Annotated in this window: 6 protein-coding genes, 17 tRNA genes and 3 rRNA genes; 22 read left to right on the top strand and 4 right to left on the bottom strand. The window is 48.3% G+C overall.

The annotated features are described in order from the left end of the window. Positions 1–418: 418 nt before the first annotated feature. From MHI01_RS17060 to MHI01_RS16960, 21 genes are all read left to right on the top strand, one after another. Positions 419–1,971: ribosomal RNA gene (locus tag MHI01_RS17060) — 16S ribosomal RNA — on the top strand. 314 nt (positions 1,972–2,285) lie between these two features. Beyond that, positions 2,286–5,211: ribosomal RNA gene (locus tag MHI01_RS17055) — 23S ribosomal RNA — on the top strand. A 78-nt stretch (positions 5,212–5,289) separates the two neighbouring features. Further along, positions 5,290–5,406, top strand: a 5S ribosomal RNA gene (gene rrf, locus MHI01_RS17050). The 16S, 23S and 5S rRNA genes sit together here with 17 tRNA genes alongside, the layout of an rRNA operon. Positions 5,407–5,465: 59 nt before the next feature. Then, a tRNA-Ile gene (locus MHI01_RS17045) sits at positions 5,466–5,539 on the top strand. Positions 5,540–5,572: 33 nt separating this feature from the next. Then, positions 5,573–5,648 (top strand) — tRNA-Ala (locus MHI01_RS17040). Between the two features lies 1 nt (position 5,649). Next, positions 5,650–5,725, top strand: a tRNA-Asn gene (locus tag MHI01_RS17035). Positions 5,726–5,728: 3 nt separating this feature from the next. Further along, positions 5,729–5,820, top strand: a tRNA-Ser gene (locus MHI01_RS17030). A gap of 15 nt (positions 5,821–5,835) precedes the next feature. Continuing rightward, a tRNA-Glu gene (locus MHI01_RS17025) sits at positions 5,836–5,907 on the top strand. Positions 5,908–5,913: 6 nt separating this feature from the next. Beyond that, positions 5,914–5,989 (top strand) — tRNA-Val (locus MHI01_RS17020). Between the two features lie 16 nt (positions 5,990–6,005). Then, a tRNA-Met gene (locus tag MHI01_RS17015) sits at positions 6,006–6,079 on the top strand. A 26-nt stretch (positions 6,080–6,105) separates the two neighbouring features. Then, a tRNA-Asp gene (locus MHI01_RS17010) sits at positions 6,106–6,183 on the top strand. Positions 6,184–6,206: 23 nt separating this feature from the next. Further along, a tRNA-Thr gene (locus MHI01_RS17005) sits at positions 6,207–6,282 on the top strand. A gap of 97 nt (positions 6,283–6,379) precedes the next feature. Then, a tRNA-His gene (locus tag MHI01_RS17000) sits at positions 6,380–6,455 on the top strand. Between the two features lie 11 nt (positions 6,456–6,466). After that, a tRNA-Gln gene (locus MHI01_RS16995) sits at positions 6,467–6,541 on the top strand. A 9-nt stretch (positions 6,542–6,550) separates the two neighbouring features. Beyond that, positions 6,551–6,626, top strand: a tRNA-Lys gene (locus MHI01_RS16990). 9 nt (positions 6,627–6,635) lie between these two features. Further along, a tRNA-Leu gene (locus MHI01_RS16985) sits at positions 6,636–6,722 on the top strand. An 8-nt stretch (positions 6,723–6,730) separates the two neighbouring features. Next, positions 6,731–6,805: transfer RNA gene (locus MHI01_RS16980), tRNA-Gly, on the top strand. Between the two features lie 6 nt (positions 6,806–6,811). After that, positions 6,812–6,888, top strand: a tRNA-Arg gene (locus MHI01_RS16975). Between the two features lie 16 nt (positions 6,889–6,904). Continuing rightward, positions 6,905–6,978, top strand: a tRNA-Pro gene (locus tag MHI01_RS16970). Positions 6,979–6,990: 12 nt separating this feature from the next. Further along, positions 6,991–7,061 (top strand) — tRNA-Gly (locus tag MHI01_RS16965). A gap of 184 nt (positions 7,062–7,245) precedes the next feature. Next, positions 7,246–7,851, top strand: a complete 606-nt coding sequence (locus MHI01_RS16960; RefSeq protein WP_340983695.1) for a short chain dehydrogenase — start codon at positions 7,246–7,248, stop codon at positions 7,849–7,851. Between the two features lie 223 nt (positions 7,852–8,074). On the opposite strand, the gene MHI01_RS16955 is transcribed toward MHI01_RS16960, so the two are convergent. The 4 genes from MHI01_RS16955 to MHI01_RS16940 form a co-directional block, all read right to left on the bottom strand. After that, complete coding sequence (locus MHI01_RS16955) at positions 8,075–9,121, bottom strand: ABC transporter substrate-binding protein (RefSeq protein WP_340983694.1); 1,047 nt, start codon at positions 9,119–9,121, stop codon at positions 8,075–8,077. A gap of 97 nt (positions 9,122–9,218) precedes the next feature. Continuing rightward, the gene (locus MHI01_RS16950) at positions 9,219–10,901 is read right to left on the bottom strand and encodes an AraC family transcriptional regulator (protein ID WP_340983693.1); all 1,683 of its coding nucleotides are present in this window, start codon (positions 10,899–10,901) and stop codon (positions 9,219–9,221) included. A gap of 374 nt (positions 10,902–11,275) precedes the next feature. Next, entirely contained in the window at positions 11,276–12,136 is an 861-nt protein-coding gene (locus MHI01_RS16945) for a hypothetical protein (protein ID WP_340983692.1), read from the bottom strand. A gap of 146 nt (positions 12,137–12,282) precedes the next feature. Beyond that, the gene (locus MHI01_RS16940) at positions 12,283–13,191 is read right to left on the bottom strand and encodes a LysR family transcriptional regulator (RefSeq protein WP_340983691.1); all 909 of its coding nucleotides are present in this window, start codon (positions 13,189–13,191) and stop codon (positions 12,283–12,285) included. A gap of 407 nt (positions 13,192–13,598) precedes the next feature. On the opposite strand from MHI01_RS16940, the gene MHI01_RS16935 reads away from it, so the two are divergent. Continuing rightward, positions 13,599–14,618, top strand: coding sequence for an ABC transporter ATP-binding protein (locus MHI01_RS16935; RefSeq protein WP_340983690.1), 1,020 nt, complete (start codon positions 13,599–13,601; stop codon positions 14,616–14,618). Positions 14,619–14,660 lie beyond the last annotated feature (42 nt).

The raw sequence follows: 14,660 nt of genomic DNA, 5'->3' as shown, positions 1-14,660 counted from the left end.
AGAGTGATTTCTATAATACAGGAGCGTCAGATTACATATTGTGCTGATGATGTGGGTTGATTATCATTTTTGAAAAAAGACTTGCAATTGAAATCTGTACATGATATATTCTAATTCCGGCCAAGAAAACACGGTTTACATGGTGCGGCAAGCGATTGAAATAAGCTTCGAAAGAAACTTAAAAAAAGAGCTTGCAAAGTTGGTTCGGACATGATATTATATAAGAGTTGCTGAAGAGAAAAACATTCGGTAACGAAACGAGTTTGATCTTTGAAAACTGAACAACGAGTGAGTGAACATTCTGCTTGCAGAATGAACGCAAAAGTTTGAGACAAGCCTTGGCTTGGATCGACTGGAGCACAAATGAGATTTTTAATCTCGTCAGATTCAAAATGAGCTTATCGCTCTTTTCAATACTTTATTGGAGAGTTTGATCCTGGCTCAGGACGAACGCTGGCGGCATGCCTAATACATGCAAGTCGAGCGGACTTGAAGAGAAGCTTGCTTCTCGGATGGTTAGCGGCGGACGGGTGAGTAACACGTAGGCAACCTGCCCTCAAGTTTGGGACAACTACCGGAAACGGTAGCTAATACCGAATAGTTGTTTTCTTCGCCTGAAGGAAACTGGAAAGACGGAGCAATCTGTCACTTGGGGATGGGCCTGCGGCGCATTAGCTAGTTGGTGAGGTAACGGCTCACCAAGGCGACGATGCGTAGCCGACCTGAGAGGGTGATCGGCCACACTGGGACTGAGACACGGCCCAGACTCCTACGGGAGGCAGCAGTAGGGAATCTTCCGCAATGGGCGAAAGCCTGACGGAGCAATGCCGCGTGAGTGATGAAGGTTTTCGGATCGTAAAGCTCTGTTGCCAGGGAAGAACGCTTGGGAGAGTAACTGCTCTCAAGGTGACGGTACCTGAGAAGAAAGCCCCGGCTAACTACGTGCCAGCAGCCGCGGTAATACGTAGGGGGCAAGCGTTGTCCGGAATTATTGGGCGTAAAGCGCGCGCAGGCGGTCATTTAAGTCTGGTGTTTAATCCCGGGGCTCAACCCCGGATCGCACTGGAAACTGGGTGACTTGAGTGCAGAAGAGGAGAGTGGAATTCCACGTGTAGCGGTGAAATGCGTAGATATGTGGAGGAACACCAGTGGCGAAGGCGACTCTCTGGGCTGTAACTGACGCTGAGGCGCGAAAGCGTGGGGAGCAAACAGGATTAGATACCCTGGTAGTCCACGCCGTAAACGATGAGTGCTAGGTGTTAGGGGTTTCGATACCCTTGGTGCCGAAGTTAACACATTAAGCACTCCGCCTGGGGAGTACGGTCGCAAGACTGAAACTCAAAGGAATTGACGGGGACCCGCACAAGCAGTGGAGTATGTGGTTTAATTCGAAGCAACGCGAAGAACCTTACCAGGTCTTGACATCCCTCTGATCGATGCAGAGATGTATCTTTCCTTCGGGACAGAGGAGACAGGTGGTGCATGGTTGTCGTCAGCTCGTGTCGTGAGATGTTGGGTTAAGTCCCGCAACGAGCGCAACCCTTATATTTAGTTGCCAGCACTTCGGGTGGGCACTCTAGATAGACTGCCGGTGACAAACCGGAGGAAGGTGGGGATGACGTCAAATCATCATGCCCCTTATGACCTGGGCTACACACGTACTACAATGGCCGGTACAACGGGCTGCGAAATCGCGAGATGGAGCCAATCCCAACAAAGCCGGTCTCAGTTCGGATTGCAGGCTGCAACTCGCCTGCATGAAGTCGGAATTGCTAGTAATCGCGGATCAGCATGCCGCGGTGAATACGTTCCCGGGTCTTGTACACACCGCCCGTCACACCACGAGAGTTTATAACACCCGAAGTCGGTGGGGTAACCGCAAGGAGCCAGCCGCCGAAGGTGGGATAGATGATTGGGGTGAAGTCGTAACAAGGTAGCCGTATCGGAAGGTGCGGCTGGATCACCTCCTTTCTATGGAGAATCGTTTCCTGCAACGGAAACATTCAAATAGCAGACTAGATCTGCACAAACTACTCACTCGTTGCTCAGTTTTGAGAGCTCAAACTCTCAAACAGCTTGCTTTTGCATGGAGCTTGTTCTTTGAAAACTAGATATCGAAACGAAACAAACGCGAATTAGAACATTCCTTTTTAGCTGAACTTGTGTTAAACAAGTTTCAATAAAAACGGTAGTCAAATTGCTTTTGTGATGGTATCGGGTGAGAGCGACTTTTGGCTTTGCGCAAGCAAAACAAGGGAAGCGAGCGACCGAAACCGGAACAAAATGGTTAAGCTACTAAGAGCACACGGAGGATGCCTAGGCGCTAGGAGCCGATGAAGGACGTGGCGAACAACGAAACTGCCTCGGGGAGCTGTAAGCAAGCTTTGATCCGGGGGTGTCCGAATGGGGAAACCCAGCTGGGGTAATTTCCAGTTACTCATAACTGAATACATAGGTTATGCAGAGGCATACCAGGGGAACTGAAACATCTAAGTACCCTGAGGAAGAGAAAACAATAGTGATTCCGTCAGTAGCGGCGAGCGAACGCGGAGAAGCCCAAACCAGAGAGCTTGCTCTTTGGGGTTGTGGGACGTCTCACATGGAGTTACAAAGGAACCGGTTAAGCGAAGAGGTCTGGAAAGGCCCGCCAAAGAAGGTAAAAGCCCTGTAGTTGAAAGTTGGTTCCCTCCGAGACGGATCCCGAGTAGTGCGGGGCACGTGAAACCCCGTATGAATCCGGCAGGACCATCTGCCAAGGCTAAATACTTCCTAGCGACCGATAGTGAAGCAGTACCGTGAGGGAAAGGTGAAAAGCACCCCGGAAGGGGAGTGAAATAGAACCTGAAACCGTGTGCTTACAAAAAGTCAGAGCCCGTTTTAGGGGTGATGGCGTGCCTTTTGTAGAATGAACCGGCGAGTTACGTTCCCGTGCAAGGTTAAGGTGAAGAGCCGGAGCCGCAGCGAAAGCGAGTCTGAATAGGGCGACTGAGTACGTGGACGTAGACCCGAAACCGGGTGATCTACCCCTGTCCAGGGTGAAGGTGCGGTAACACGCACTGGAGGCCCGAACCCACGCATGTTGAAAAATGCGGGGATGAGGTGGGGGTAGCGGAGAAATTCCAATCGAACTCGGAGATAGCTGGTTCTCCCCGAAATAGCTTTAGGGCTAGCCTCGGAAAACAGAGTCGTGGAGGTAGAGCACTGATTGGGTGCGGGGCCCGCAAGGGTTACCAAGCTCAGTCAAACTCCGAATGCCATAGACTTACTTCCGGGAGTCAGACAGTGAGTGCTAAGATCCATTGTCAAAAGGGAAACAGCCCAGACCATCAGCTAAGGTCCCCAAGTGTGTGTTAAGTGGGAAAGGATGTGGAGTTGCACAGACAACCAGGATGTTGGCTTAGAAGCAGCCATCATTGAAAGAGTGCGTAATAGCTCACTGGTCGAGTGACTCTGCGCCGAAAATGTAACGGGGCTAAACACACCACCGAAGCTATGGCTTGATGCTTTGCATCAGGGGTAGGGGAGCGTTGTATAAGGGTTGAAGGTGTACCGTAAGGAGCGCTGGACATTATACAAGTGAGAATGCCGGTATGAGTAACGAAAAGATCAGTGAGAATCTGATCCGCCGAAAGCCTAAGGGTTCCTGAGGAAGGCTCGTCCGCTCAGGGTAAGTCGGGACCTAAGGCGAGGCCGAAAGGCGTAGTCGAAGGACAACAGGTCGAAATTCCTGTACCACCGTAAGCCGTTATGAGCAATGGGGGGACGCAGTAGGGTAGTGACGCGGACTGATGGATGTCCGTCTAAGCAGTAAGGCTGATGTGTAGGCAAATCCGCACATTGTAAGGCTGAGCTGTGATGGGGAGCGAAAATTATAGTAGCGAAGGTCATGATCTCACACTGCCAAGAAAAGCCTCTAGCCAGGTGATGGTGCCCGTACCGCAAACCGACACAGGTAGGCGAGAAGAGTATTCTAAGGCGCGCGGAAGAACTCTCGTTAAGGAACTCGGCAAAATGACCCCGTAACTTCGGGAGAAGGGGTGCCCCGGTAGTGTGAATAGCACGAGGGGGCCGCAGTGAAAAGGCCCAAGCGACTGTTTAGCAAAAACACAGGTCTGTGCGAAGCCGTAAGGCGAAGTATACGGGCTGACGCCTGCCCGGTGCTGGAAGGTTAAGGGGAGTGGTTAGGAGCAATCCGAAGCTGTGAACCGAAGCCCCAGTAAACGGCGGCCGTAACTATAACGGTCCTAAGGTAGCGAAATTCCTTGTCAGGTAAATTCTGACCCGCACGAATGGCGTAACGACTTGGGCGCTGTCTCAACGAGAGATCCGGTGAAATTTTAATACCTGTGAAGATGCAGGTTACCCGCGACAAGACGGAAAGACCCCATGGAGCTTTACTGCAGCTTGATATTGAATTTGGGTACGATCTGTACAGGATAGGTGGGAGCCTTTGAAGTGTGAGCGCCAGCTTGCATGGAGGCAACGTTGGGATACCACCCTGATCGTATCTAGGTTCTAACCTGGTACCGTAATCCGGTGCGGGGACAGTGTCAGGTGGGCAGTTTGACTGGGGCGGTCGCCTCCTAAAGAGTAACGGAGGCGCCCAAAGGTTCCCTCAGAATGGTTGGAAATCATTCGAAGAGTGCAAAGGCATAAGGGAGCTTGACTGCGAGACCTACAAGTCGAGCAGGGACGAAAGTCGGGCTTAGTGATCCGGTGGTACCGCATGGAAGGGCCATCGCTCAACGGATAAAAGCTACCCTGGGGATAACAGGCTTATCTCCCCCAAGAGTCCACATCGACGGGGAGGTTTGGCACCTCGATGTCGGCTCATCGCATCCTGGGGCTGAAGTAGGTCCCAAGGGTTGGGCTGTTCGCCCATTAAAGCGGTACGCGAGCTGGGTTCAGAACGTCGTGAGACAGTTCGGTCCCTATCTGTCGTGGGCGTAGGAAATTTGAGAGGAGCTGTCCTTAGTACGAGAGGACCGGGATGGACGTACCGCTGGTGTACCAGTTGTTCCGCCAGGAGCACCGCTGGGTAGCTATGTACGGACGGGATAAACGCTGAAAGCATCTAAGCGTGAAGCCCCCCTCAAGATGAGATTTCCCAGTATGTAAGACCCCTTGAAGACGACGAGGTAGATAGGCTGGGGGTGGAAGTGCAGCAATGCATGGAGCTGACCAGTACTAATCGGTCGAGGGCTTATCCAATAGCAAGTTGTAAATCGCATGTTTCGTTTCGAATCTAGTTTTCAGAGAATGATCTCTGAATGTAAGCTAAGCTACGCGTTTGGTGGCGATGGCGGAGGGGTTCCACACGTACCCATCCCGAACACGACCGTTAAGCCCTCTAGCGCCGATGGTACTTGGACCGCAGGGTCCTGGGAGAGTAGGACGCCGCCAAGCGATTTCCCTTTGGGGTATTTTTTTTGCCCCCCTTGCCAAGGAATAAGGGATATATATTAGGGCCCTTAGCTCAGTTGGTTAGAGCGCACCTCTGATAAGGGTGAGGCCGGTGGTTCGAGTCCACCAGGGCCCATAGCAAGACCACAACAAGAAATACACAGTGTATGGGGCCATAGCTCAGCTGGGAGAGCGCCTGCCTTGCAAGCAGGAGGTCAGCGGTTCGATCCCGCTTGGCTCCACCATTCCCTGATAGCTCAGTTGGTAGAGCACTCGACTGTTAATCGAGTTGTCACAGGTTCGAGCCCTGTTCGGGGAGCCATATGGAGAGGTGTCCGAGCTGGCCGAAGGAGCACGATTGGAAATCGTGTAGGCGTCACAAGCGTCTCGAGGGTTCGAATCCCTCTCTCTCCGCCAGATATTTTTTAGCAAGGCCCGTTGGTCAAGGGGTTAAGACACCTCCCTTTCACGGAGGTAACAGGGGTTCGAATCCCCTACGGGTCATATTATGGAGGCTTAGCTCAGCTGGGAGAGCATCTGCCTTACAAGCAGAGGGTCGGGGGTTCGATCCCCTCAGCCTCCACCATATAACTTTATAACGACGCGGGGTGGAGCAGCCCGGTAGCTCGTCGGGCTCATAACCCGAAGGCCGCAGGTTCAAATCCTGCCCCCGCAATTATACTTTCCTTGAGAAAGTGATCTGGAACCGTGGTGTAGTTGGCCTAACATGCCTGCCTGTCACGCAGGAGATCGCGGGTTCGAATCCCGTCGGTTCCGCCATTTTTTAATTAAATATACACCGTGCCGGTGTAGCTCAACTGGTAGAGCAACTGACTTGTAATCAGTAGGTTGGGGGTTCAAGTCCTCTCGCCGGCACCATTTTTAGTATTTACATCTGAATTTGTGATAGAATGTATATTACAAGTAAAATTGTTAATACTAAGATTCTCTTAGTGGATGAATGGCTTACTCTATGGCGGTCGTGGCGAAGTGGTTAACGCACCGGTTTGTGGATCCGGCATTCGGGGGTTCAATTCCCCTCGATCGCCCCATGATTTTTTAATGGGGATTAGCCAAGCGGTAAGGCAACGGACTTTGACTCCGTCATGCATAGGTTCAAATCCTATATCCCCAGCCATTTCATTACGAGTCATTAGCTCAGTTGGTAGAGCACCTGACTTTTAATCAGGGTGTCGAAGGTTCGAGCCCTTCATGACTCACCATTATATTTTGCGGTCGTGGCGGAATTGGCAGACGCGCACGGTTCAGGTCCGTGTGGGCTAACCCCCGTGGAGGTTCGAGTCCTCTCGACCGCACCATATGTTTTGCGGAAGTGGCTCAGCGGTAGAGCATCGCCTTGCCAAGGCGAGGGTCGCGGGTTCGATTCCCGTCTTCCGCTCCAATATTTGCGCCCTTAGCTCAGCTGGATAGAGCGTTTGACTACGAATCAAAAGGCCGGGAGTTCGAATCTCTCAGGGCGCGCCATTATTCTCATAAGTATCGGGATGTAGCTCAGCTTGGTAGAGCACCTGGTTTGGGACCAGGGGGTCGCATGTTCAAATCGTGTCATCCCGATTTTTTTTATTTGCGGGTGTAGTTCAATGGTAGAACTTTAGCCTTCCAAGCTAATAGCGTGGGTTCGATTCCCATCACCCGCTTCCGAGTAACATATAGAAGAGTCTTTGCTTATAGCAAAGGCTTTTTTTGTGTTAAAAAGAATAAGTGTAATTTATTTAAAATAGGGTCAATTGTCATTTGATTAAGGATGGAATCTTTGTTTAAATAAATAGAACAATTCTTATCTGATTAACCGTATTTATTTATAAAGGAGGACAAACAGTAATGAAAAGAGCTCTGGTCATTGGTGGAAACGGAACATTAGGTGAAGCCGTTGTTGCGAAACTGAGAGATTATTCCGTTGAGGTTATTACAGCAGGTAGACAATCCGGGGATGCTCAGGTGGATATGACGTCGACAGAGAGTATTACTACCCTCTTCGAAACGGTGAGAAATATTGATTACGTCATTGTGGCGGCGGGCCAGACCCATTATGCGAAACTTGAAGAACTGACACCTGAGAACAATATGATTAGTGTGCAGGGTAAACTGCTTGGACAGGTCAATATCGTATTGATTGGACAGCACTATATTAACGATAAGGGGAGTTTCACGCTGGTCAGTGGCATTATACAAGACCACCCTATTGAGCAAGGTGCATCAAGTGCTATGGTCAATGGGGCTATTGATTCGTTTGCCAAAGCGGCAGCGTTTGAGTTACCAAGAGGCATTCGTTTGAATTCGGTTAGTCCTAATCTGTTTGTAGAGTCTGCGGAGAAATATAAGAATTTCTTTATTGGATTTAATCCTGTACCTGTAGAAAAAGTGGCTAATACGTTTATCCAGAGTGCACTTGGGATTGAAACAGCCCAAAATTTCAAAATATATTAAAAGTCGGAAAGTTATATATGATTTTGATGATTACCTATCCCTAATTAATTGCAGGATGAGAAAGGTGTACATGAAATACATTTAGCTGTTAAGCATGTAGAATGATTTTTCATGAAACAGAACTGAATGAGGCCATTTGAAATATTAAATAAAAAGGAGATCCACCGAAAATCCGGTGAATCTCCTTTTGTTTGTTGTGGATGAAACAGAGGTATATTGACTATTATGGAGCAGGTAGCCCAAGAACTTCGAGCATTTCATTACGTTTGAGCGATTCGGCAATGGGGCCGTCAATGAGCCATTTCTTAGCATTGAGGACATAGACATGACCATTTTGGACAGCGGGTAGGCTTTTCCATACTTGGAGTTGCTGGATTTCATTGAGTTCATCTTTTGTTTTTTGCAACGCTTCAGCTGACCCATCTGAGCTAATGGACACGATAAACAGATAGCCTGCTTTGATTTCAGGCAAAAGCTCTACCGAGATACTGGCATTCATCCGATCCGGATTCTCTGCCTCGAGTTTGGTAACGAGAGCATCGGGAGTGAATCCAACCTCATAACCCGCTCCTACATAACTGGAAGCTGGAAATGGCGTGGATGGAATGGAAGAGAAGAACAAACGCATATCCTTCTCTTCCAGGCGCAGGAATGCAGCTGTAGGTTTGGTCTTGGTGATATCGGCTGCGAGCTGCTGAGCTTCAGTTACTTGGTCTTTATTTTTTTGTAAAAGCTGTTCAGCCCGCTCTTCAATATCCAGCGCAGTAGCTACCTGCACGATAGATTCCTGCCAATTACGGCGATCATAAGTGATCGTAGGCGCGATCTTCTCGAGTTGTTCGAGAATTTTGGCATCCAAACTGGCATTGGCAATAATGAGGTCCGGATTGGCGCTGACTACAGCTTCAAAATTGACACTTTCATTGATGGGTTCGACATCCACGCCTTGAGCTTCAAGTTGCTCATTCAGGTAATCTTGCCGACCAATAGGTGTAGCAAGTACCAGTGGTACCTCCAAGGAGAGGAGAATGTCCTCCATATTAATGGACACAATCCGTTCGGGATGTGCCGGGATTTCTTTGCTGCCACTGGCGCTTTCCACGGTCTTAGTAGCTGATTCAGTGGATGAGTCCCCATCTGTCCCCGCAGCTGATTTTACGCCATCTGCAGATGGCTGCGAAGTGCTTGCAGGTGTCTGTCCACACGCAACAAGTAACATCGCGAGTATGAACAGGATCCCCGTTATTTTGACATATTGCTGTTTGTACATCATAATCCCCCTGTGTTTCTAATGATATTGATTCTCAGTACACTTTATATTGTAGCGGTCTCATGTTGGGGGAGACATAGCCTTCTGTGCTATCCGGTCATGGATTAATGTGCTGAGTTCCACCAAAAAGTTTCAGGGTTTCATCGATGATCTGATCATGAGCATATGGTGAATAATCCAACCACGGCATTTCATCTAGCAGATATACATGTTGGTTCTGCACAGGCATCAAATCTTGCCATTGCTGAGTATGTTGTAGTTTATGCCAACGTTGCTGGGATTCTGAGTCCTGGTCCACAATCAGTAACATGCGATCTCCAACCATTTGAGGCAACTCCTGTTCATCCAATGCACGATAGACTTGCCCTGGAAGCAGATCATGTGAAGGCGCCACGCCCAGGTCGTTATATAGAACAGCGCCCCCATTGCGTCGCCCGTAGATTAACAGATGACCCATCATGATATGAATAATGGAGACCGTGTCCTTACCGATTAAATGAGTAAGCTGCTCTTTGGCTTGGATTACCTTGTCATCGTACTGCTCCAACCAATGCTGAGCATCTTGTTGCTGTCCCACAATGGAGGCAACTTGTATGAAGTGTTCCCGCCAGCTCAATCCTTTCCATGGGATAACGATGGTAGGCGCAATTCGCTGCAGCGTTCTTTTTAACGTATGGGCTTCGTACTCATTACAGAGTATGAGGTCAGGGCTCGCTTGCATCAACAACTCAACGTTGGTTTGCCAGATATGAGGATTCATTCGTTTGCTACGCCCCAGATGATAAGGGATATTGGAGAAAAAAAGATTCCTGTGTTGATCCCGTCGGTTATCGATCAATGCCGCATGGGGGATGATCTGTAATGCTAGCAGATGGCCAGTGGTTCCGAAGGAGAGAGCGGCAATTTTACTGCGTTTCTGTCGTTGATAGGTAGAGGGAGACACGCCAACATATTTTTTGAATTTGCGACTAAAGTAAAACTCGTCCTGAAAACCAACCTGTGAGGCGATATGTTTGATGGTTTGGCCGGGGACGAGCAGCATCTCTTTGGCCCGGTCCATGCGGATGCTATTCACGTATTCCATGGGACTGATGCCAGTGCTGTTTTTGAATACCCGCGAATAGTGCCATACACTCATGCCTGCCACTCCGGCAAGAACTTCCCGAGAAAGATGCTCAGCATATCCAAGCTCAATAAGTTCAAGCGTTTGATCCAAAGCAGAGATGTGTTCGGAATCTCCTATTGCACTTTCTTTGGGAGGAGCATACACATGGGTTAACAATTCATGCATCAAAGTCTGAATACGAAATGGACGATTTTCTTGAGGTACAGAGATACACTCATGGAGCTGTGAAGCAATTTTGGTACATTCCTGAAAAAGTTCATGCGGTAACTCATCGGCATAAGACGAACGAAGTAACCCTTTTTGGTAAATCTCCCTTACAGTAGAGCCGGAAGTAGCTTTATTGATATCGGAGAGAGGTTTCAACATATCAAAATATATCGCGATGCCCTGTAAAGGATGAACCTCATCCGTTGTATATTCTATCGCTGTTCCTGGCAGGATCAGATACATCTTGCCGAGTGTGGCATGATTCAGCCTGTGCCCAATACGAATATCAGCTTCACCACCAGTACAGATGAGCAGAAGATGTGAGTCCGCTAATACGAATGGGGCAAGAAAAGACGCTTGATCGAGAACTTCGGATGTCTTGAATCTTGCATATAGGTCACGGGTATGGTCACCGTTAGATATCAGTGGAAAGACTTGCAAAGTCACCAGAATCCCTCCTTAACTTACGATAGTAACATTACATATGATGTATTTGAGAATAATTATCAATTATCGCATATTGTCATTCAAATAAGAAGTCCATATGATAATATGAAAATGAAATAGCGAAATCTGATCATTGAACCGCGTAACTTTCCACTATAACTTGAATTGAAATAGGTTACCGAGTTGGAAAATAGCCAATACATAGTTCCCATCATCTAAACCGTTGAGCGAATAATTAGTGAAAATCTTAACTGATGTTAATCGTAGAATTACTTAAATAACAGATCATTTAATTCACTACGCAAAAAAAGACAAGCCCCTCTCCTACGATGTCCGCAGGAAGAGGAACTTGTCTTTTTAATTAGAGCTTGCGATTAGTATCTTTCCAGAATCGTCTGTGTTTTCAAGCCATCTGCAGGAATCAGCCAGTTGTTGTTCTCCAGCAACTGCAGCAGTTGGGTACGCAGTCCGGATACGGCTACAGCATCATCGGTTTTGAAAGAAACCTCTACGATATTCTCAATACCTGTACCTGCTGCGTCACGGATCGGCCATACTTCGAGTGTAAGCTCTTGACCACTCCATGTACCTTCATAACGTTGGAATATGATTGGACCATATGCACGGGATTGAGTCAATTGCTGCTTGCCCCAGTTGGAGGCAGACCAGTTTTTCAATTTGCCCGGAAGCTTGTCCAGTAACATGTTCAAGGCTTCTTGCTGCGAAGGAAGTTGGACTCCTGTCGCTTTGGTATCGACTTTTTTGGTGTTGGAGAAGCTCAGCGTCTGTTTGCCGTATCCCCAATCAATCTCAGCCTCGTAGTTATCATCTGATTTGTCAAATCCCTCTTGGTTAGCCAGAGTCAGCGCTGCGTTGATATCGCCATTGATCACAGGGTAGCGTTTTTTATAAGTCAATTCGTAGTTATTTTTATCATCCTTTTTGCGAAAACGAACATTCCATCCTTGTTGATCCAATCCGAGAGCATTGGTGTCGAAGTACTCTACGTTAATATTTCTTGGCGTGGAATTTAGGCCGAGTGTCTGGATCACTTCACTGCGTGGTGTCCCATCTGTATTCAATACAAGTTCCGGCTTGGCCAGAAACTTTACTTCATAAGCAGGAACGGCATTGGCAGCAGCTGAAGCCTGGGGTGCTCCCAGAAATGTCATTCCACTTCCCAATGTTACGATGCTCAACATCAATGAGGCGGTTACCTTTTTCCACTTTTTCAAAACCAATCACTCTCCTAATCTGGATTAACGTACAGACTCACTTTATCGCCTGAATATATGAAAGCGATTAAAGGGAAGCGCACATTGCGTTAACCCTGTATAGATTTGATGAATGGTAAACGATAGTTTATAGCGGATCAGGGCAATCAGCCATGGAAAATGGGGAAGCCGTGACTCACCTCTCGCAGCACTTCTTTGAAGCGGTTTACCTGAACGGAAGGGTGGCGATCCTTGTTATGTACCGTATAGATATGGCGCGGTGCCTGCTCTCCCGGAATTGGAAGAACTTGAATGAGCCCGTGCTGTTCCTCCCACTGTACCGCCATCCGAGACATGAATGAGACATGCCCCCCGATTAACACGAGCTGTTTGATCGCTTCCAGGGAATCCATCTCCACGGTACTCCGCAAACGAATATCATGTTGCGCAAGCCATTGATTGGTTAGCCGCCGTGTACTGGATTCATTGCCATGTAAGGCAAAAGGAATCTGTGCGATATGATCAGGTGTTAATGCATCCTTCTGGGCCAATTCATGTTGTGGAGAACAGATCAATACCAAGTCATCTTCACACAGCGTCTCAGCTTGCAGGGCGGGTCCAACAAATGGCTCGGAAGAGATCACCCCCAGATCAATCTGATGACGAATTAACATCTCGCGAATAACAGGTGATGGTTTGACGGATAAGACAATACGGATGCCCGGGAATTCCTGAGAAAAGGTGTTGAGTATGGTAGGCAGCAAATATGTAGCCGGTACATAGCTTGCTCCAATGTGCAGGGTGCCCCGATAGAGACTGTCATATTCCTTCACTACCCGCCTTGCCTCTTGGGTCAGAGCATTGATTTTGACAGAATAGTGGAGCAAAGCCTGTCCGGCTTCGGTTAAAAAGGTCTTTCCACTACGCGATTCGAATAATCGCACGCCCATCTCTTCCTCCAATGACTTCATATGAAATGTAACGGTGGGTTGCTTGATCCCCAGTAACTTGGCCACGCTTGTCATGTGATGATGCTTGTCGATCAGTTCAACAATTTGCAATTTGATCAGATTCAATGTCCCGACACTCCTCTCACTTCTACTAGCCCCAATATATAAGATGATCTAATGTTTTTCATAAAGACGGAGAGTACAGAACCAATCTGAAGAAGCGAAGCCAAAAGCTTTCTGGAAGAAAGCTGCTTCGGAAGCATAAGCTTCGCCTTTATCCCCGGATTTCTCCCTTCATAAAGGGAATATAAGAAATCTGGGGATAACAGCGATCGGAAGATGGTGCTGTAATCGAAGCGACAACATGAAAATTAATTTAGTTCACCTACTATAGATTTAATCTATGAACATCAACAGAATTCATCTAAAAAGTTAATTCCAATTTTACATACAAGACATACAACTCGCGAAAGCGGACGTTAGACTGAGAACAGTGCAAGAGATCAAGTAACAGAAGACAGGCAGGGATGCTTATGAAATTAGAGATAACAGGAATTCAAAAATCATTTAATCAAACACCCGCACTGTTGCCGACAGATCTAACGCTTGAACATGGAAAGTTCACGACCCTGCTCGGCCCATCCGGCTGTGGCAAAACAACACTGCTCCGCATGTTGGCCGGGCTGGAACAGCCGGACGCGGGGGAGATTCGTGCAGATGGTCAGTGTATCTACTCTGCGGCGAAGCGGATTGATATACCAACACACAAGCGTAATCTGGGCATGGTGTTTCAGGATTTTGCATTATGGCCGCATATGACCGTATACGAAAATGTAGCGTTTGGCCTGAAGGCCGGAAAACAGAAATCTGATCTGCGGCAAAAGGTGAACGAAGCGCTTGGCATGGTTCGCCTGCAAGGCATGGAAGACCGATATCCTCATCAGCTGTCTGGTGGACAGCAGCAACGGGTTGCTTTTGCCAGAGCCGTAGCGGTTAGACCTGGTGTGATCCTGTTCGATGAGCCACTGAGTGCACTGGATGCTGTACTCCGGGAAGAGATGCGGATTGAGATGATGTCACTGGTTCGGGACATGGGATTGACTGCGCTGTACGTCACACATGATCAGATTGAAGCGATGTCGATGTCGGATGAGATTGTGGTGATGCAGAAGGGGCGGATATTGCAAAAGGGAAGCCCGGAAACGATCTACTCGGCGCCAAGTGATCCGTATGTCGCTTCGTTTATCGGAAAGTCCAACTGGCTCACGCCTAATCAATCGATGGTGCGTCCAGAGCATGTCACCTGGAACAAAACAGGTCATGACGATCTGTGTTATCCGGGGACGGTACTTAGTGTCAGCTATGTAGGTGAACGATATGAAGTACGAGTGCAGATGGAAGGGCTGGGCATATGGACAGCCTATATGAACCAAAGGGCGCGCGTAGGGGAGCGAGTGCAACTCTATGTAACCCCTGAGCGGATATGCCGAATGGACGGTTATGACCACCCGAGTGTGAAGCAGCAGAACGAAGCGATCGCAGTGGCATATTAAATTGTTGAACAAGCACGCAGTTGGAAGCAGAAGTACACATTT

Origin of the sequence: Paenibacillus sp. FSL M7-0656, from assembly GCF_038003225.1 — a bacterium.
In the GTDB taxonomy this organism is placed as follows: Bacteria; Bacillota; Bacilli; order Paenibacillales; family Paenibacillaceae; genus Paenibacillus; species Paenibacillus amylolyticus.
This window is presented reverse-complemented; position numbering and strand designations above follow the sequence as displayed.